This window comes from Amycolatopsis nivea, assembly GCF_004522235.1.
In the GTDB taxonomy this organism is placed as follows: Bacteria; Actinomycetota; Actinomycetes; order Mycobacteriales; family Pseudonocardiaceae; genus Amycolatopsis; species Amycolatopsis nivea.
In genome coordinates this window covers 219,384-237,474 of record NZ_SDLT01000011.1, presented here as the reverse complement: position 1 = coordinate 237,474, position 18,091 = coordinate 219,384, and the positions used below count along the sequence as shown (strand labels likewise).

Here is an 18,091-nt window from a genome sequence, read left to right as displayed (position 1 = left end):
GCGGCGTGGTGCTTGCTGTGGTGCAGCTCGTTGATCTCGCCCGAAATGTAGGGCGCGAGAGCGCCGTAATCGTAATCGAGTTCGGGCAGCTCGTACCGGGCCATGGGCCCTCCTTCTGGTCGACGCGCGGTTGTGCTTGGCGGCTTCCCTCGCGGGAGCCTTCTGAAACCGAGCCTCGTACTTCGAGCTAGGTGGAGGTCAACCCGCTGTGACCCGGCTCATGCCGCCGGGTCCCGGTACCGCGCGAGGTCGACGGCCAGTTCGTCGAACACCGCCACGTTGTGCTCGAACGCGACCACGGATTCGTCGATCACCCGGGCGCGGTCGGCCTCGCTCCACGGCGCCTCGTCGAGCTTCGCGCGGTAGCGGTCGCGGAACGCGGGGGCGCTGCCGATCTCGTCGAAGCGGTAGAAGAGCGTGCCCGCCTCGGCGAGGTCGAACTTCTTCTCCAGCAGCCGCCGGATGATCTGGCCGCCCGCGATGTCGCCGAGGTAGCGCGTGTAGTGGTGCGCCACGAACCCGCCGGACCAGCGTGCCGCCTCGGCGATCCGCGCGGTGTAGGCCTCGGTCGCGGCGAGCGGGGCGATCTCGGTGCGCCAGCCGGGGCCGACCAGGCGGGCGAGGTCGCGTTCCAGCGCGGGCAGCCGGCGCAGCTCCTCGAACACGAACTCGCCGCCGACCGGGTCGTCGGCCATCGCGTCGCCTGCCCGCTCGATCGCCTCGTAGATGAAGTAGTACTGGGTGGCCAGCGCCGCGTAGCCGTCCAGCGTCAGCTCGCCGCCGAGCAGCGCGTTCATGTACGTGGAGTGGTTGGCCTTGTCATGGACCGTCCTCGTGGACGCGCGCAGCTGTCCGGAGAACGGGCTGGCTTCGAGGTCCGCGGTCACCGTCATCAAAGGCCTCCCGACGTTCTTTCTGACAAGCTGTCAGAAAGAACTGTAGGCCACGACCGGTACTTAGGCTACCCTAAAATCAGCGGTTTTCACTCGAACCGACCGCTCGCCGGACGAACCGCACGGCGGCCTCGATGGCGTCTTCCAGCTGGTCAGCGGGCACATCGATGACCTGACGGCTGCCGAGCGCGGCGGTGATCATCGGGACCACCACGTCGAGGTCTTGCGCCGGCCAGCTGCCCGCGTCGACTCCGGCGAGCAGTACCGAGCGAAGCTGTTCGATGATCGGGTCGGCGTGCGCGCTGATCCGCTGATACGCCGCGGGCGCGAGCGCGGACTCCAGCGCGGTGCCCGGCGGAAGGTGGTGTTCGGCCAGCACGCGCAGCTGCAGCCGGACGAACGTGGCCAGCTGGGCGACCGGGTCCGGTTCGGCGTCCACCGCCGCGCGCAGCCGCTCGACATACCGCGCGGACTCGTCCTCCACGAACGCGACGAGCAGGCTTTCCTTGTCCGGGAAGTGGTTGTACATCGCGGTGCGGCCGAGCCCGGCCTCCGCGGCGACGCCGGCGAGCGTGATCGCGTCGAACCCGCGCTCGTACAGCTGCGCGCGGACGACGTCGAACACTCGCGACCGCACCTCTCGGCGGTGCGCTTCGAGCGAACCGCCCAGCACCTTCGGCACGCGCGCCACCCCCTTCCCGTGCGAAACACTGTAGGGGACCGCGCGAAAACGGCTCAGTCGTCGAGCGGCCAGGTGTGCACCGGCTCGCCAGCCTCGGAGAGTTCCAGGTACCGCCGCAGCATCCAGTTGAGGGCGGTTTCGCGGTCGGCCCCGCGTTCGTGCGCGCGCAGCACGTAGTCGCGTTGCCAGGCCGCGCCGCTGCGGCGGGCGAGGCAGCGGCGTTCGATGATGCCGAGGTAGCGCACGCGGGCTTCGTCGGAGACGTCCGACCGGCGCAGGCCCTCGTGCGCCAGCGGCAGCAGGACGCGCAGGGCCAGTTCGTCCGGCGGGATCCAGCCGATGCCGGGCCAGTACAGCTGCGCGTCGAAACCCTTGCGCGCGCCCTCGTACAGGTTTTCTTCCGCTGCCTGGAACGACATCTGCGACCAGACCGGCCGGTCCTGTTCCGCGAGCGCGCGTTGGGCGCCGTAGAAAAACGCCGCGTTGGCGACGATGTCGGCGACCGTCGGACCGGCGGGCAGCACGCGGTTTTCGATGCGCAGGTGCGGCAGGCCGTCGACGACGTCGTACACCGGCCGGTTCCACCGCCAAATCGTTCCGTTGTGCAGCCGCAGTTCGGAAAGTTTTGGCGCCTGCCCGGATTCGAGCGCTTCGATCGGGTCCTCGAGATCGGTCTCCGGCAGCAGTCCCGGGAAATAGCGGACGTTTTCCTCGAACAGGTCGAAGATCGACGTGATCCACCGTTCGCCGAACCACACCCGCGGCCGGACACCCTGGTTTTTCAGCTCCTCCGGCCGGGTGTCGGTGGCCTGCTGGAACAACGGGATCCGGGTTTCGTGCCACAGCGCCTTGCCCAGCAGGAAAGGAGAGTTCGAGGCGAGCGCGATCTGGACGCCCGCCAGGCATTGCGCGGCGTTCCAATGCGCCGCGAATTCCTCGGGGGCCACCTGCAGATGCAATTGGACTGAAGTACAGGCGGCCTCCGGGAGAATGGACTCCGCGTAGTGCCGCAGCCGCTCCGGCTGGGCCCCGGGCAATGCCGGGCCGTCCATCGCGAGCGCGATCCGCTCGCCGCGGGCGGCGAAGATCTCGTCGTTCAGCGATGTGTAGCGCGTTTTGTGGGACAGCCACTTCTGGTCGAAATGCTCCGCTCCCAGCGTGGGCAGAATGCCGATCATGGCCACCGACGAGCCGGTGTGCGCCGCGCTCTCCTGCGCTTTCGCGAGGTAGGAGTGCAGGTCTTCTTCCAGGCGCAGCGCGGAATCCCCGGCGAGCGGGCGCGGCGGCACGTTCAGCTCCAGGTTGTGCTGGCCGAGTTCGGTGGTGAACGACGCGTCGTCGAGCGCCTCCAGCACGACCGAGTTGGTCATCGACGGGCGCAGCTGCCCGTCCACCAGGTTCAGCTCGACTTCGAGCCCGATGTTCTTGCGAGGAAAGGAAAAACTCCCGTCGGTGAGCATCCGGGCCAGGGTGTCCAGGCATCGCTGGACCTTCCGGCGGTACCGTCCGCGATCGAGCCGGCCGGGGTGTGCCGAGAGATCCGTACCCATGGTTCGACGCGCTCCTTGGCTGCTGTCCGCAGTGGTCTGGGCGGCTAGTACGCCAGGCAGACCACCGTCGCACAGCGCCGCGCCATGGGCTAGCGGCCAAACTGGTGCTCTCCGTCACCGGCGGTTGACCCTGCGCGTAACTACGCCGTTTGCCCTAAAGCGCCTCGCACGTTCGGACCAGTGGGCACGGGTTCGGGCGGGTGCGAGACTGTCCGATGTGGCTCAACTGATCTTCACCGAGGACCGGGCGCATCCGGGGCTCGACGACTTCCGCGACCTGTCCACAGCGGACCGTCGGCCGGACCGCCCCGGCGGGCGCGGGCTGGTGATCGCCGAGGGAACCGTCGTGGTCGGGCGGCTGCTTGCTTCGCGCTATCCGGTGCGAGCGCTGCTCGGCGTGGAGCGACGGCTGCGGGAATTGGAAGACGAACTCGCGGGCGTCGACGTGCCCGCGTATGTGACGTCGGCGGAGACGATGGCCGACGTCGTCGGTTTCCACCTCAATCGCGGGGTGCTCGCGGTCGCGGATCGCCCGGAACCGCCGACGGTCTCCCAAATCGTGGACAGCGCACAGGTTTTGGCCGTGCTGGAAGGCGTCGGCGATCACGAGAATCTCGGCGCGCTTTTCCGCAATGCCGCCGCGCTCGGCGTCGGCGGGATATTGCTCGGTCCGGGTTGTTCGGATCCGCTTTACCGGCGCAGTGTGCGCGTTTCGATGGGACACGTGCTGCGCGTCCCGTTCGCGACTTTCGACAGCTGGCCCGGCGGTCTGGATGTGCTGCGGGCACGGGGTTTTACGGTGGCTGCGCTCACTCCGCGCGCGGATTCCGTACCGCTGCGCGGATTGCGCGAGAAAGTGCCGGGTCCGATCGCGCTGCTGCTCGGCGCCGAGGGGCCGGGGCTGACGGACGAGGCGATCGAAGCCGCGGACGTCGCGGTCCGCGTGGAGATGGTGGCCGGGGTCGACTCGCTGAACGTCGCCACGGCCGCGGCGATCGCGTTCCACGAGGTCTCGGCGGGCGTCGCCCCACTAGAGTGACCCCCGGCACGTTTCTTGCGGGGAGGGGCACGATGGAGCTGCGCATCCGCGGCGAGCAGGCGGTGCTCGCCGGGCCGGGCGGCGAGCACGCGCGAGAGGTCGACCCGCGTCGGCTCGCGATCGGTGCCGAGCTGGCGCAAGCCCTGCACGAGTGGGCGCGCGTGGCGTCGGCGGTGGCGCGCTCCGACTCGGACGTCGACGTCGCCGGTTCGGTCGTGTCGCAGCGCGGACGTCAGCTCGCCGCGCGACTGGCCGCGGTGATGGGCACCGAGGTGCGCTTCGTCGACCCGGTGACCGGCGTGGAAACGGTGGTCGAACCGCCTCGGCGGCCGGATCAACCCGCGCGGGCCCGGACTCGGGAAGAGCCGACGCCTTGGCTCACCGGGCTGACCGTGTCGGTGTTCGCGGCCGCGGTGGTGGTCGTGGCGATGCTCGCGCTGGCCACCACGCTCGCCCGCGAAACGAGCGTGTGGCTGGCGTTGATCGCGGCGCTGGTGGTGACCGGCGGCGTCGCACCGTCGCTGTGGCTTGGCCGAAAGGTGCCGATCCTGCGCTGGGCGGTGTACGGCGCGGGCGGCGGCTTGGCCCTCGCGTGGATCGGCGTGCTGGCCACGGTGTTCTGACTCGCGGATACTGACGCGATGGCTCCGCTCGACAAGCTGCGCGCCCTCTGTCTCGCCCTGCCCGAAGCCACCGAACGACTCAGCCACGGCGAACCGACGTGGTTCGTCCGCGGGCGCAAGACGTTCGCGATGTTCGCCGACCGGCACCACGACGACAAGCTCGCGTTCTGGTGCCCCGCGCCGCCCGGGGTGCAGGAGGAACTGGTGCGCACCGAGCCGGAGCGGTTTTTCCGGCCGCCCTACGTCGGAGTGCACGGATGGCTCGGCGTGCGGCTCGATGTGGACGTCGACTGGACCGAGGTGGACCAGATCGTGCGCGAGGCATATCGGCACGTGGCACCGAAGAAACTGGCCGCGTTGCTGGACGCCTGACCCCGACCGCTGCGCTTTCGCCGCCGTCCGTGAGGGCCACCCTGAGGGAATCGGATTCCCTGAGGGTGGCCCTCACGTACCGGGATGCTGCGAGCACCGGCCGACGAGCCGCGCTGGGCGGCTTTCTTTCCTGCTGAAAGTCCGTGAAGGGCTCCTTGAGGGAATCAGATTCCCTCAAGGAGCCCTTCACGGACCGAAGCTGTCTCAGGTCGGGGGCACGATCCGGAGGGTTCCCCTCACAGACGTCGGCCGGAGCGGAGAGCTGGCCGCACACCACAGCTACCGAGAAAACCCCAATGCGGCATTGGGTGCATCTGACGCACCCAATGTGGCATTGGGGCGCTTGAAGCGGGACTGGTCAGCCGCGCTGGGTGCGGACTCCGAGCAGCACGTCCTCCCAGGACGGCACGATCGGATGGTTCTTCTTCGCCTTCGTGCGCGGCTGCTCGGCTTCGTCACCGTCGGACTCGCCCGGGACACGCGGGATCTCGCGGGTCTCGTCGTCGCCCTCGTCCGGACCCTCGATGGCGCGCGGTTCCTCGACGGCGTCGAGGGTCGGCTGCACCACCGAATCGCGGGCGGGGGCCAGCGCCCGCACCGTGCGCGGGGCGACGTAGGAGTTCGGGTTCAGCAGGACTTCGGCGTTCTCGTCGAGCGCGTGCACCGTTCCGCCGTGCGCGCCGGGCGAGAACGACCAGTGTGCGCGGTTGTCGGAGCGGCCCGCTTTCCAGCGCAGCACGACGACCCACTTGCCGTCGTCGCCGCGCCAGGCGTCCCAGGCGGCCTGGTTGTAGTCGTGGCCGCGGACGCCGAAGGCGTAGGCGATGACCTCGCCGAGCGTCTGGACGTCGGGCCCGTCCTCGCGGACCGGGTGCGCCGACTGCGCGAGTTCCGCCGTGCGGGACCGTTCGAGCAGCACCGGATAAGCGAATCGCTCCACCCGCTGCGTCGAGACGCCCGCGCTGCTCGCGACCTGCTCGACGGACTCGCCCGCGCGGATTCGCGCCTGGATCTCGCGTGGCCGCATCTGGCTCTCCAACTCGATCTCGATCTGGCCCAGCCGGGCTATGTCCCCCCTCGCCGCCGCACGCAGTCTCTCGTCGGCCGGGAGCAGGAAGCGCGTACGGCTCGCCGGGTCCTCCAGCACGAGGGACTTCCCGTCCTCGTGCAGCCCGACCACCCGCAACGCCCGCATTTCTCGCCTCCCCGGTGTTCACCTTTGTGGGTGCCCACGTTAGAACGGCGCGTCGGCTTGACGTGCGAGGCGCGCCGACGCCTCACCCATCCGAACTCAATCCGACGGCACTTTCCCGGCCATTTTCGCCGCGGCGGAGATCGGTCACACTCGTGACACGCCGACCACGGTCTGTCACGAACGAGTGGTCATCAACGCGAACCGCCCCGCGAGCCGGAGGGCTGGCGGGGCGGTTTGGGTGTTTCGGCGCGTTTTCGGTTCAGCCGAGCCGTTCCACGACGTATTCGATGCTCTGGGTGAGCTTCGTGACGTCGTCCGGGTCGATCGCCGGGAACAGGCCGACGCGCAGCTGGTTGCGGCCCAGCTTCCGGTACGGCTCGGTGTCGACGATCCCGTTGGCGCGCAACGCCTTCGCGACCGCGGCGGCGTCGACCTCGTCGGCGAAGTCGACCGTGCCGACGACCTGCGAGCGCAGCTCCGGGTTCGACACGAACGGCGTGGTGTACGAGGTTTTCTCGGCCCATTCGTACAGCCGGCTCGAGGATTCCTTGGTGCGCGAGGTGGTCCAGTCGAGGCCGCCCTGGCCGTTCATCCACTCGATCTGCTCGGCGAGCAGGAAAAGCGTGGAGACGGCGGGGGTGTTGTAGGTCTGGTCCTTGCGCGAGTTGTCCAGCGCGGTGGTGAGCGACAGGAATTCGGGGATCCAGCGGTCGCCGCCGCCGATCTCGCCGATCCGCTCGATCGCGGCGGGCGAGGCGAGCGCGATCCACAGCCCGCCGTCGGACGCGAACGACTTCTGCGGCGCGAAGTAGTAGACGTCGAAGTCCTCGGCCTTGACGGGGAGACCGCCGGCGCCGGACGTCGCGTCGATCGCGACCAGCGCGCCGTCGCTGCCCTCGGGACGCCGCACCGGCACCGCGACGCCGGTGGAGGTCTCGTTGTGCGCCCAGCCGACGAGGTCCGCACCGTGGGAGTAGGCGATCTCCGGCGCGCTGCCCGGGTCGGCCTTCACCACGATCGACTCGCCGAGGAACGGAGCCTTGTTGGTGACGGTCGCGAACTTCGAGGAGAACTCGCCGTAGGTGAAGTGCTGGGCGCGCTCGCGCACGAGGCCGAACGCGGCGGCGTCCCAGAACGCGGTCGTCCCGCCGTTGCCGAGGATGACCTCGTACCCGTCCGGGAGCGAGAACAGCTCGGACAGCCCGGCGCGCACGCGGCCGACGAGCGACTTGACCGGCTTCTGCCGGTGCGAGGTGCCGAGGTAGGTGGAACCGGACCGGGCGAGGGCGGCGAGCTGCTCTTCGCGGACCTTCGAGGGTCCGCAGCCGAAGCGGCCGTCGGCCGGCTTGAGGTCTGCTGGGATCGTCAACTCAGCGTCGGTCATGTGCTTAGTCTCTCAGGTCGGGACAACGCAGGTAACGGCGGTTGGCGGGTGTCCGACATGTGGAATCGTGACGGAAACGCACGGTTACCGGCCGCGCTGGCGATGGTTTGCGCTCTTCGCCTTGGCGGCGCTGGTGCACCCGTGGGATTCGACTGCGCTGATCGGCCTTCCCCTCGGCCTGGCGGCGACGCTGGTGCTGGTTTTCGTGCCCTGGCGACGCGCGTGGTTCCGCCGTCGAGCAGTCCCTGCCGCGCTGTTCGCTCTTTCCGTGGCGTTCACCGGGTTTGTCGTCGTCGGGTTCTTCGTCGAACCGTCGAACCCGGACGAGGTCGGCTCGGCCGTATTCGCGCTCGTCCTCGCAGTCGCGTTCGCCGCCGCGTCGGGGATACCACCCAGTGGGACCACGGACAGGAGATCCCGAGACTGCTGCGCGTCACGGTTCGCCCGCGCGGCTACCTGACTTTGCTCGGCGGCCCGCCGGAGCAGGCGCGCGAACTCCGGCGGACCGGACGGTTGCGCTGGACGGGGCCCGGCGACGCGGTGGTGGCGGGGTGCCGTTGCTGGAACTGCATACGGACACTCCGGAGACGGTGCCTGCTGCGCTGGAGGGCGGGTTCGGAGGTGGCTGCTTCGCGGGGATCGTGCTGGAGACTGTGCGGCCTTGACGCGTGGGAGACGGCGAAGCTCTGCACAGAGATCTGGGCGAGGGCTCTGTTCTTGCGTCCCGGAGCAGGTTGTCCACACCCGTCCCCGGTTGTGGACTAGTCGGCCCCTGCATGCTCTAAGCGCCGGTTTCGTCGGGTAGCGCCGGTAGAATGGGCATGGGCAGCCCCCCAGAGGAGGGTGGGGGTGCGCCTTCGGCCCAGGCTTCGGAAGCACGAGCTGGCTCGTGCTTGAACCCGGCTGGCCGGCGCGGATCGGGATCGAGCGTTGCCCGCCGGAACTCGCCGCCGAGCTGATCGAGCACCGGCGGCTGTGGGTGTTCGGCCCTCCGGAGATGGGCGAGGTTCTGCTGGGACTGCCCGGCCAGGGTTTCTACGCGAAGGCGTGGTTGTCCCCGGCCGGGCGAGCGCCTGCCTATGACGCCGAAGCCCCCGGCGTTAAGGCCGAAGCGGAGTGACTCAGCGCCACCCACCCTCGTCCAGTCCGCCCGGGATCGGTGCGGCCGGGTCGTACGGCGTGCGGCTGAAGATGAACGTGGCGAGGTTCAGGTGGTTCGCCGTGCCGTTCGCGTCGCGGCCGACGGTGAGCGTTTCGCCCGCGTAGTAGCCGTCCAGGCCGATCCACGTGTCCGGGCCCTGGGGGCGGAACCGCGATGCCCGGCCGGCGCCGACGGCCGGGTTCAGCGAGATCAGGCCGTCGCCCTGCACGCGCAGGAAGTACGGCGTCGGGCCCCAGTGCCACAGTCCGGTCAGCGCGAGCAGCTCCGGGTCCACAGTGGACGGGAGCCATTCCTCGGGCAGCGCTGGTTCGAGGTCGTCGGCGGTGGTGATCAGGTCGAGGCACAGCTGCGTGATGTTGACGCCCGAGGTCGAGTTCGCGAGGCACAGCGCACCGGTGCCGCTGCGCGGGTCGACGATGGTCGCGGCGAGGAACCCGGGCATCGATCCGGTGTGCCCGGCCAGGTGCCTGCCCTGGTAGCGCACGACCATCAGGCCGAGACCGAATCCGGTCGACCACACCTCGGTGTCGTCGACGGTGTTCATCGTCCGCATTTCGTCGACGGTGTCCGGCGAGAGCACGTCGCCGGTGTGGCCGCCGAGGAACGACGTCCAGCGGCCGAGGTCGGTGACGGTGGACCAGAGCTGCCCGGCCGGGGCCATCGCGCCGGCGTCCGGCCACTTCTCCGGCATGAGCACGTCGGCGAACGGGTGCACGGCGAATCCCTCGGCGTGCGCGCCTTCCGGGTGCGGCGTCGTGCGGTTCATGCCCAGCGGGGCAAGGATTTCGTCACGCACGACGTCGAACCACGGCCGCTCGCGGAGCCGGGCGACCAGTTCGCCGAGCACGCCGTAGCCGACGTTCGAGTAGTGGAATTTGGATCCGGGACGCAGCTTTGTCGCGCCCTTCTCCAGGCTCGAGACCAGCGCCGCCCAGTCCGCGCCGGGCGCGCGTTCCCACCACTGGCCGGGCGATTCCGACGTGAGGCCCGACGTGTGCGACAGCAGCTGCGCGACGGTGACCGAGCCGAACGCGGTGCCCGGCAGGTGCCGTTCCAGCGGGTCGGTGAGGTCGAGTTTGCCCTCGTCGCGCAGCCGCAGGACCGCGGTCGCGATCATCGTTTTGGTGATCGACCCCAGCCGGTACTGCGTGTTGTCGTCCGGGCGCTGGTCGCCGACGCGGCCGCGGGCTCCGGACCAGACGACGTCGCCGCCTCGGACGACAGCGGCGACGAGGGACGGGGCGCGGCTGACGGACTGCTCGTGTGCGAGCCGTCGGTACAGGGCGAGTTCGGTGGTGTCGAGCATGGCCGTCATTCTGCCCGGGCAGTTCAGCCGAGCAGTTGCCGGTCCAGCGCCGTCGTGACCGCTGCCGTGCGGTCGGAAACGCCGAGCTTCGAGAACACCCGCAGCAGGTGCGTTTTCACCGTCGCCTCGCCGATGTGCAGCTCACGGCCGATTTCCGCGTTGGTGCGGCCCTTCGCGACCAGGCGCAGCACTTCCACCTCGCGCGCGGACAGCGGCGAGGCCGGCGTCGGGTTCCGCATCCGGTGCACGAGCTTGCCCGCGACCGACGGTGCCAGCACGGTTTCGCCGCGATGCGCGGCCCGGATCGCACCGGCCAATTCGGCGCGCGACGCGTCTTTCAGCAGATATCCCGACGCGCCCGCCTCGACCGCGCGGAGGATGTCGGCGTCGGTTTCGTACGTGGTGAGCACGACGATCCGGCGCGCGGGCGTTTCCTTGAGGATTGCGCGGATCGCGCCGACCCCGTCGAGGCCCGGCATGCGCAGGTCCATCAGGACGACGTCGGGCTGTTTCACACGATCGAGCGCCACCGCTTCGTCGCCGGAACCGGCCTCGCCGACCACCGTCAGGTCGTCCTCGGCTTCGAGCATGCCGCGCAGTCCTTCGCGCACCACGGGATGGTCGTCGACCAGCATGATGGTGATCACGCGGGCACCTCCAGTTCCAGTTCGGTGCCGCCGTTCGCGCCGGTCCGCACTTCCAGGGCGCCGCCTACCTGCTCGGCCCGCGAACGCATGCCGCGCAACCCGAATCCGGCTCCGTCGGCATCCGGGGTGAAGCCGCACCCGTTGTCCTCCACGCGCAACCGTATCGCTCCGTCCACAGCGGACAGCCGCACGCGGACGAGAGTCGCGCCCGAATGCTTGCGCACGTTCGACAGCGCCTCCTGCGCCGCGCGCAGCAGTACCACTTCGACCGCAGTGGACAGTGGCGGCAGCGCATCGTCCACTTCGCACTCGATCGGAATGCCGATCTCTTCGGCAAGCCGGTCTGCCTGCCGCTGCACGGCTTCCGGCAACGAGCCGGTGGCCAAATCGGACGGTGCGAGCGCGGCGACCATCGCACGGGCTTCGGCGAGATTCTCGCGTGCGGTGCGGCCGGCGAGCGCGAGATGTTTGCGCACTGTGGACAGATCAGTGTCCAGTTCGGACTCGATCGCCTGGGTCAGGGTGATGATGCTGGTGAACCCCTGTGCGAGCGTGTCGTGGATTTCCCGCGCCAGCCGTTCGCGTTCGGCCGCGGTGCCCGCTTCCCGCGACAGGCGGGCGACCTCGGCCTGACTGGATTCCAATTCGCGGATCAGCTCGGCGCGGGCGCGGCTCTGCTTCAGCACATCGCTGGTGAACTTCCCGGCCAGCACGCTGAAGACGATCAGGATCGCGGTCATCGGCAGCAGGACCGAGAGCAACTGGTTGTCCCAGCCGCCGTTCAGCACCGCCGAGACCGGTTCGAGCAGGATGAGCAGCGTCGTCGCGACCACCCCTGGCCGCAAATCCAGCAGCATGAACAGCAGCGGGCAGGCGAGGAACAGCACGAAGCTCGCCGAAGTGGTCGCGAGAATGGCGGTGCCGGTCAACGCGATCAGCGCCGCCGCCGCGACGGCCCGGGCGGTTCCGTTGTCCTCGCCGTGCACGACGCGCCGTCCCACGGCCAGGTAGCCGACCGCGATCGCGCCCATCGCGGACTCGGCCACGATCTTCTCCGCCGCCGATCCGTCGTTGAAGAGCACCAGGAAGGCGGTCGCCAGGTAGGCGACCGCGAACAGCACTTCCCAGGACCAGTACGACCGCTCCCACGCGTCGGCCTGGTTCACTTCGCTTCGTTCGTCCACCGGAACGTCACCCTCGCGAGCACCAGGCCCACCACGCACCACACCGCCAGCACCAGCGCCACCTTCGGAAGCTCCCATGTCCCCGCCATTTCCTGGGTCGCGGCCTCCGGCGGAAGGAACACCGAGCGGAAGCCCTGGCAGATCCACTTCAGCGGGAAGAACGACGCGACGTCGACCATGATCCTCGGCAGGTTCGTGATCGGCGTGACGAACACCCCGGAAATGAACTGCAGCACCAAGTACACCAGCTGCACGAGCGCCACGGTGCCGTTCGCGGTGCGGGTGGCCGAGCTGATCGCGATGCCCAGCAGCGTCGAGGAGACGATCCCGAGCAGCAGCACCCAGAGCAGGGTCAGCCACTTCGCCGGATCGGACGGCAGTTCGAGACGGAACAGCAGCATCGCCACCGCGGCCATCAGGACGGTCTGCGACACGCTGGTCACCGCGACCATCACCATCTTGCCGACGAAATAGGCCGCCGCGGGCATCGGCGTGCCGCGCAAGCGTTTCAGCGCACCGATTTCCCGGTCCGCGGCGATGCCGATGCCGACGCTGTTGAACGACGTCGACACGATGCCCGCGCCGATCATCCCGGCGGCGAGCAGCTGCCCGGACGACACCCCGCTCTGCCCGGTCGGGCCGTCGAGGATGGAGCCGAGCAGGATCATCAGCACCGCGGGCAGCGAGAAGGTGAACACCACCTGCTCGCGGTTGCGGAAGAACTGCCGCAGTTCGAGCCCGCCGCGGGCGAGGCCCAAGCGGAACGTCCCCGGCAGCGCCATGGTCGTCGTGGTCACGGTTGCTCCCCGATCAGGTCGAGATAGACGTCTTCCAGGCTGGGGCGCGTCACGGTGAGACCGGCGAGTTCCCCCTGCGTGCCGGCGAGTTGCGAGACGAGCTTCGTCGGGAACTGCGTGCGTTCCTCGTGACTGCCGCGTTCGTCCTGCCACCGCACGACCGCCTCGGCGCGTTCGCGGCCGCCGAGCGTCGCCGGCGTCCCCTCCGCGACGACCGAACCGCGCGCGATGACCGCGAGCCGATCGGCCAGCGCCTCGACCTCGTCCAGGTAGTGCGTGGTCAGCAGGATCGTGGTGCCCTCGTGGGCGAGTCCGTCGATGAGCCCCCAGAACTGCCGCCGCGCCTCGGGATCGAAACCGGTCGTGGGCTCGTCCAGGAACAGCAATTCCGGACGGCCGACGATGCCGAGCGCGACGTCCACCCGGCGGCGCTGCCCGCCGGACAGCGCCTTCACCCGCGCGCCCGCCTTCGCGGTGAGGCCGACCTGGTCGATCACCTCTTCCGGATCCCGCGGGTTCGGGTAGTACTTCGCGAAGTGCCGCACGGTCTCCGCGACGGTCAATTCCGCCGCGTCGCCGGCCGTCTGCAACACGATGCCGAGGCGGGCGCGCCACGCGCGTCCCGCGGTACCCGGGTCCTCGCCGAGGACAGTGGCTTCCCCCGCCGTCCGCTGCCGGTGCCCCTCCAGGATCTCGACGGTGGTCGTCTTGCCCGCGCCGTTGGGCCCGAGCAGGGCGAACACCTCGCCGTCACGGATGTCGAGATCGATCCCGGCCACGGCGAGGTGGCCCGGGTACTCCTTGCGCAGTCCGCGCACTCGCACTGCTGTGCTCATGGGTTCAGCGTGCGCCGCGGAGGGCGGTTCGCGGGACGTCCGGGCAGTGGAATCCGGCTGTCCGTCGAACGGTGGACACGCTGGTTTCCCGTGGAACCACGACGGCCTCTGTTGACAAGTTGTCTAACATGACAAGATGTCTCACAAGCAGGTGACGGCCAGTGACGGAGTTCGCCTTTCGGTCCGGGTGAGCGGCAACCCGGACGGGCCCACGGTCGTGCTCGTGCACGGATATCCGGACAACAGCTCGATGTGGGACGGCGTCGCCGAAGAGCTGCGCCGCGACCACCGCGTGGTCGTCTACGACGTGCGCGGCGCGGGCGAATCCGACAAACCGCGGGAGCGTCGGGCGTACCGGCTGGACCAGCTCGCCGACGACCTCGCCGCGGTGGTCGACGAGGTGCAGCCGTCCGGCAAGGTCCACCTCGTCGCGCACGACTGGGGTTCGATCCAGGCGTGGCACGCGGTCACCGGCGACCAGCTGCGCGGCCGGATCGCTTCGTACACCTCGCTTTCCGGGCCCAGCCTCGATCACGCCGGCGCGTGGTTCCGTGCCCAGCTGACCCGGCCGACGCCGCGTCGCCTCGGACACGCGCTTCGGCAGTTCCTGCACTCGTATTACATCGTCGCGTTCCAGGTGCCGCTGATCCCGGAACTGTTGTGGCGCACCGGAATCATGCGCACGATGATCCGGAAGCTGGAGCCCGCCGAAACGTCGCCCAAGACGTCGGACGGGGTGCACGGCCTGAAGCTGTACCGGGCGAACATGGGCCCGCGGCTGTCCCGCCCACGCCCGCGTCCGGCGGAAATCCCGGTGCAGGTGCTCGCGCCGACCGGCGATTCGTACGTCACCACGCCGCTGCAGACCGAGGTCGAGCGCTGGGTGCCGGATCTGCGTGTCCGGCGCGTGATCGGGTCGCACTGGATCACCCGGACCAAGCCGGAAGTGGTTGCTGCCGCGGCAGCTGAGCTGATCGCGTCGGTGGAAATCGGCGAGGAAACGCGGGCGCTGCGGCGGGCGCGGGTCGGCGGCGGCAGCGGTCGCTTCGCGCACCACCTCGTCGTCGTGACCGGTGCGGGCAGCGGGATCGGGCGGGAGACCGCGCTGGCGTTCGCGGCCGAGGGTGCCGACGTGGTCGTCAGCGACATCAACGGCGATTCAGCTGCGGAAACGGCGAAACTGGTGCGAGAGCGCGGAGTCGACGCCGGTGAGTACACAGTGGACTCTTCGGACGGCGAGGCGGTCGCCCGGTTCGCCGCGCAGGTGCGGGACGAGTTCGGCGTGCCGGACATCGTGGTGAACAACGCCGGGATCGGCATGTCCGGCCCGTTCCTCGACACGACGATCGAGGACTGGGAGAAGGTCGTGGACGTCAACCTGTGGGGCGTGATCCACGGGTGCCGCGCGTTCGCGCCGATGATGAAGGAACGCGCTGAAGGCGGGCAGATCGTCAACCTCGCTTCTGCCGCGGCATACCTGCCGTCGAAGATCCTCACCGCTTACGGCACCACGAAGGCCGCGGTGCTCGCGTTGAGCAATGGCTTGCGCGCGGAGTTGGCGTCCGAGGGAATTGGCGTGACCGCGGTTTGCCCGGGATTGGTGAACACCAACATCACCAAGACCACTAAGTTCGTCGGCGTGGACGAGGTCGAGGAGAAGCGGCGCCAGAAGGAATCGTCGAAGCTCTACGCCCGGCGCAATTTCGGTCCGGAACGAGTGGCGCGCGACATTCTGCGTGCGGTGGAGAAAAACGTCGCGATCCAACCGTCCACTCCGGAAGCGAAGGTCGCGCTGGTCCTTTCGCGGCTGACGCCAGGTTTGCTGCGCGCGGCGGCGAAACTGGACGTCACGCCGTGAGCCGTCCGCGCCGGATGACCGCGCAGGCCCGGCGGGACGATCTGATCGCGGCCGCGCTGGATTTGTTCGGCAGCCGGGCCCCGGAATTGGTCACGGTGGACGACATCGTGGCGCGCGCCGAGGTGTCGCGGCCGTTGTTCTACCGGTATTTCCCGAGCCTGCGGGAACTGCAAATGCAGGCGTTGCGCACGGTCACCGACGGTTTGGTCGACCGGCTCGCGACGCTTGAGGAAGGCCCGCCGGAAGAACGGTTGCGCGCGGCCGTACGGGGACTGGTTGATGTCGCCGCGCATTACCGCGAAGGCTATGTCGCGTTGCTGCGCAGCGGTTCGGTCATCGCCACTTCGGAGACGGACGCGGCGATCGACGAGGTCCGCAACCGTGCCGTCGAGCTGATCCTGGAAGCGCTGCCGATCCCCGAACCGTCACCGTTGGTGCTGCTGACCCTGCGCTGCTGGACCGCGGTGGTCGAGGGCGCGTTGTTGTCGTGGCTTCAAGAAGGCACCGTCCCGCGCGAAACGCTGGACGGCTGGCTGGTCGACCAGCTCACCGCGATGCTCGCCGCCACCGACGCGCACGTCTGAAAAGCCGTGAAGGCCCCCTTGGAATCAAGGAGGCCTTCACGGACTTGGCTCAGATCTGGGTGACGCTGTCCCAGCCGTCGACCTCGGACGGCGTGCGCGGGCCGGGGCCGACGTACTTCGCCGACGGACGGACCAGGCGGCCGGTCTGCTTCTGCTCCAGGATGTGCGCCGCCCAGCCGGCGGTGCGCGCGGAGGAGAACATCGCGGGCATCATGTGCGGCGGCACCTTCGCGAAGTCCAGGATCACCGCGGCCCAGAACTCGACGTTCGTTTCGATCGGGTGGTCCGGACGGCGTTCGCGCAGCTCGGCCAGCGCGGCCTGCTCCAGCGCGGCGGCCACCTCGTAGCGCTCCGCGCCCAGTTCCTTGCAGGTCCGGCGCAGCACGCGGGCACGCGGGTCCTCCGCGCGGTACACGCGGTGGCCGAAGCCCATCAGCCGCTCCTTGCGGTCGAGGATGCCCTTGACCAGCGCGCGGGCGTCACCCGTGCGCTCGACCTCCTCGATCATCGGCAGCACGCGCGCCGGGGCGCCGCCGTGCAGCGGGCCGGACATCGCGCCGATCGCGCCGGACAGCGCCGCCGCGACGTCCGCCCCGGTGGAGGCGATGACGCGCGCGGTGAAGGTGGAGGCGTTGAGGCCGTGCTCGGCGGCGGAAACCCAGTACGCGTCGACCGCCTTGACGTGCGCCGGGTCCGGCTCGCCGCGCCAGCGGATCATGAACCGCTCGGTGATCGACTTGGCCTCGTCGACCCGCGACTGCGGCACCGCGGGCTGTCCGATGCCGCGCGCGGACTGCGCGACGTAGGACAGCGCCATCACCGAAGCGCGGGCGAGCTGGTCGCGCGCCTCTTCGTCGGTGATGTCGAGCAGCGGCCGGTAACCCCAGATCGGGGCGAGCATGGCGAGCGCGGCCTGGACGTCGACGCGGACGTCGCCGGTGTGTACCGGAAGCGGGAACGGCTCGGCGGGCGGAAGCCCGGTCCCGAACCGCCCGTCGACCAGGAGACCCCATACGTCGCCGAAGGTCACCTTCCCGGCGAGGTCCTCGATGTCGACGCCGCGGTAGCGCAGCGCACCGCCGTCCCGGTCGGGTTCGGCGATTTCGGTCCGAAACGCGACGACGCCCTCGAGCCCGGGCCGGAACCCGTCGTCGGCGTCGTTCGTGGTGCTGATCGTGGAGGTAGTCACTCTTCGCGAACCCTTTCGATGCGCATTCCCCGGCTGTGTTGTGCACGCGCGGACGGGATACACGCTGGCTCCTTGCGCGCCTCATCGCACGGTGGGACAAACCATGCTCCCTTTGCCCGGCCGGGGCAACGGAAGATGTCGTGGTTTCGGTCACGATTACGAGAACGATTCAGTCCAGGTGAGCGCTGGACGCCACTTTCTCCCGTCCGGTGAGGTGACCGCAGACTGGTACCCCGGTGGCGCGGAGGTGAACCCCGGCTTGCGGAGGCGGGCGGAGGTCACTCTCGGTGAGCGGGACGGGCGCCCTGCGTGCTCCGAAGTGGCAGGCCGCGCGCCGGGGTGAAATTGCGGAATCCTCGCCGCGGCGTTTCCGGCTTGTCCGAATTCTTTTCTGGTTCGGCGGACAACCGCGGTCCACGCCGCGTAAACACTGTGTTGCCGAATCAGGCGGAGCGGTCGCTCCGGTGGTAGACCTTTGCCATGCACCTGAGCCCGCAGGAACGCGACAAACTGCTGGTCCACGTCGCGGCGGACGTTGCTCGCAAACGGCTCGAACGCGGTCTTCGGCTCAATTATCCCGAAGCCGTCGCGCTCATCACCGATTACGTCGTGGAGGGTGCTCGCGACGGACGCACGGTCAGCGAACTGGCGGCGGGCGGGCGCGCCGTGCTGACCCGGGCGCAAGTCCTCGACGGGGTGCCGGAAATGGTCGATTCCGTGCAGGTGGAAGCCACGTTCCCGGACGGCACCAAGCTCGTCACGGTGCACGAACCGATTGCTTGAGGAGGAA

19 protein-coding genes and 2 pseudogenes are annotated in these 18,091 nt (G+C 69.4%); 9 read left to right on the top strand and 12 right to left on the bottom strand.

The window, feature by feature from the left end; translation table 11 throughout:
- The 4 genes and pseudogenes from EIZ44_RS16355 to EIZ44_RS16340 form a co-directional block, all read right to left on the bottom strand.
- A pseudogene (locus tag EIZ44_RS16355) lies at positions 1-104 on the bottom strand (superoxide dismutase); the annotation flags it as partial.
- A gap of 114 nt (positions 105-218) precedes the next feature.
- Complete coding sequence (locus EIZ44_RS16350; protein WP_134729456.1) at positions 219-893, bottom strand: biliverdin-producing heme oxygenase; 675 nt, start codon at positions 891-893, stop codon at positions 219-221.
- 79 nt (positions 894-972) lie between these two features.
- The gene (locus EIZ44_RS16345; protein WP_043830842.1) at positions 973-1,575 is read right to left on the bottom strand and encodes a TetR/AcrR family transcriptional regulator; all 603 of its coding nucleotides are present in this window, start codon (positions 1,573-1,575) and stop codon (positions 973-975) included.
- A gap of 53 nt (positions 1,576-1,628) precedes the next feature.
- Complete coding sequence (locus EIZ44_RS16340) at positions 1,629-3,125, bottom strand: glutamate-cysteine ligase family protein (protein WP_037819966.1); 1,497 nt, start codon at positions 3,123-3,125, stop codon at positions 1,629-1,631.
- Positions 3,126-3,342: 217 nt separating this feature from the next.
- Between EIZ44_RS16340 and EIZ44_RS16335 the strand changes: the two genes are divergently transcribed.
- The 3 genes from EIZ44_RS16335 to EIZ44_RS16325 are packed head-to-tail and all read left to right on the top strand — an operon-like array spanning position 3,343 to position 5,159.
- On the top strand, positions 3,343-4,164 hold the full coding sequence (locus EIZ44_RS16335) for a TrmH family RNA methyltransferase (protein ID WP_037819964.1): 822 nt from the start codon (positions 3,343-3,345) through the stop codon (positions 4,162-4,164).
- Between the two features lie 32 nt (positions 4,165-4,196).
- Positions 4,197-4,787, top strand: coding sequence for a DUF2537 domain-containing protein (locus EIZ44_RS16330; protein WP_037819961.1), 591 nt, complete (start codon positions 4,197-4,199; stop codon positions 4,785-4,787).
- 18 nt (positions 4,788-4,805) lie between these two features.
- Positions 4,806-5,159 carry an MmcQ/YjbR family DNA-binding protein gene (locus tag EIZ44_RS16325; RefSeq protein ID WP_037819959.1) on the top strand — a complete coding sequence of 118 codons (354 nt, stop codon included), beginning with the start codon at positions 4,806-4,808 and terminating at the stop codon, positions 5,157-5,159.
- A gap of 358 nt (positions 5,160-5,517) precedes the next feature.
- Here EIZ44_RS16325 and sepH read toward each other — a convergent pair whose 3' ends face one another.
- Positions 5,518-6,354 carry a septation protein SepH gene (gene sepH / locus EIZ44_RS16320; RefSeq protein ID WP_037819957.1) on the bottom strand — a complete coding sequence of 279 codons (837 nt, stop codon included), beginning with the start codon at positions 6,352-6,354 and terminating at the stop codon, positions 5,518-5,520.
- A 259-nt stretch (positions 6,355-6,613) separates the two neighbouring features.
- Positions 6,614-7,738 (bottom strand): phosphoserine transaminase, encoded by a 1,125-nt coding sequence (gene serC, locus EIZ44_RS16315; protein ID WP_134729455.1) that lies wholly within the window; start codon positions 7,736-7,738, stop codon positions 6,614-6,616.
- A gap of 67 nt (positions 7,739-7,805) precedes the next feature.
- On the opposite strand from serC, the gene EIZ44_RS16310 reads away from it, so the two are divergent.
- From EIZ44_RS16310 to EIZ44_RS16300, 3 genes and pseudogenes are all read left to right on the top strand, one after another.
- On the top strand, positions 7,806-8,198 hold the full coding sequence (locus tag EIZ44_RS16310) for a hypothetical protein (RefSeq protein ID WP_134729454.1): 393 nt from the start codon (positions 7,806-7,808) through the stop codon (positions 8,196-8,198).
- Between the two features lie 68 nt (positions 8,199-8,266).
- Positions 8,267-8,403, top strand: a pseudogene (locus tag EIZ44_RS46265) (thymidine phosphorylase); the annotation flags it as partial.
- Positions 8,404-8,627: 224 nt separating this feature from the next.
- Positions 8,628-8,858, top strand: a complete 231-nt coding sequence (locus EIZ44_RS16300) for a hypothetical protein (protein WP_134729452.1) — start codon at positions 8,628-8,630, stop codon at positions 8,856-8,858.
- Position 8,859: 1 nt separating this feature from the next.
- On the opposite strand, the gene EIZ44_RS16295 is transcribed toward EIZ44_RS16300, so the two are convergent.
- Genes EIZ44_RS16295 through EIZ44_RS16275 form a run of 5 tightly spaced genes read right to left on the bottom strand, consistent with a single transcriptional unit; the run spans position 8,860 to position 13,670 of the window.
- Positions 8,860-10,206: a serine hydrolase domain-containing protein gene (locus EIZ44_RS16295; RefSeq protein ID WP_134665390.1), complete on the bottom strand. Its 1,347-nt coding sequence runs from the start codon at positions 10,204-10,206 to the stop codon at positions 8,860-8,862.
- Between the two features lie 23 nt (positions 10,207-10,229).
- On the bottom strand, positions 10,230-10,853 hold the full coding sequence (locus EIZ44_RS16290) for a response regulator (RefSeq protein ID WP_134729451.1): 624 nt from the start codon (positions 10,851-10,853) through the stop codon (positions 10,230-10,232).
- Positions 10,850-12,037, bottom strand: a complete 1,188-nt coding sequence (locus EIZ44_RS16285) for a sensor histidine kinase (protein WP_240691318.1) — start codon at positions 12,035-12,037, stop codon at positions 10,850-10,852. The genes EIZ44_RS16290 and EIZ44_RS16285 overlap by 4 nt, the downstream gene beginning before the upstream one ends.
- Positions 12,016-12,819 (bottom strand): ABC transporter permease, encoded by an 804-nt coding sequence (locus EIZ44_RS16280; protein WP_037819984.1) that lies wholly within the window; start codon positions 12,817-12,819, stop codon positions 12,016-12,018. Before EIZ44_RS16280 ends, EIZ44_RS16285 begins: the two co-directional genes overlap by 22 nt.
- 11 nt (positions 12,820-12,830) lie before the next feature.
- On the bottom strand, positions 12,831-13,670 hold the full coding sequence (locus tag EIZ44_RS16275; protein ID WP_134729450.1) for an ABC transporter ATP-binding protein: 840 nt from the start codon (positions 13,668-13,670) through the stop codon (positions 12,831-12,833).
- A 151-nt stretch (positions 13,671-13,821) separates the two neighbouring features.
- On the opposite strand from EIZ44_RS16275, the gene EIZ44_RS16270 reads away from it, so the two are divergent.
- Positions 13,822-15,528 carry an SDR family oxidoreductase gene (locus tag EIZ44_RS16270; RefSeq protein WP_134729489.1) on the top strand — a complete coding sequence of 569 codons (1,707 nt, stop codon included), beginning with the start codon at positions 13,822-13,824 and terminating at the stop codon, positions 15,526-15,528.
- A gap of 14 nt (positions 15,529-15,542) precedes the next feature.
- A complete protein-coding gene (locus tag EIZ44_RS16265) occupies positions 15,543-16,112 on the top strand; it encodes a TetR/AcrR family transcriptional regulator (protein WP_037819941.1) in 570 nt (189 codons plus the stop codon).
- Between the two features lie 49 nt (positions 16,113-16,161).
- Here the strand turns inward: EIZ44_RS16265 and EIZ44_RS16260 are convergent, their stop codons facing one another.
- The gene (locus tag EIZ44_RS16260) at positions 16,162-17,301 is read right to left on the bottom strand and encodes a citrate synthase 2 (RefSeq protein WP_037819940.1); all 1,140 of its coding nucleotides are present in this window, start codon (positions 17,299-17,301) and stop codon (positions 16,162-16,164) included.
- Between the two features lie 480 nt (positions 17,302-17,781).
- Between EIZ44_RS16260 and EIZ44_RS16255 the strand changes: the two genes are divergently transcribed.
- Complete coding sequence (locus tag EIZ44_RS16255; RefSeq protein WP_134729449.1) at positions 17,782-18,084, top strand: urease subunit gamma; 303 nt, start codon at positions 17,782-17,784, stop codon at positions 18,082-18,084.
- The last annotated feature ends 7 nt before the right edge of the window (positions 18,085-18,091 follow it).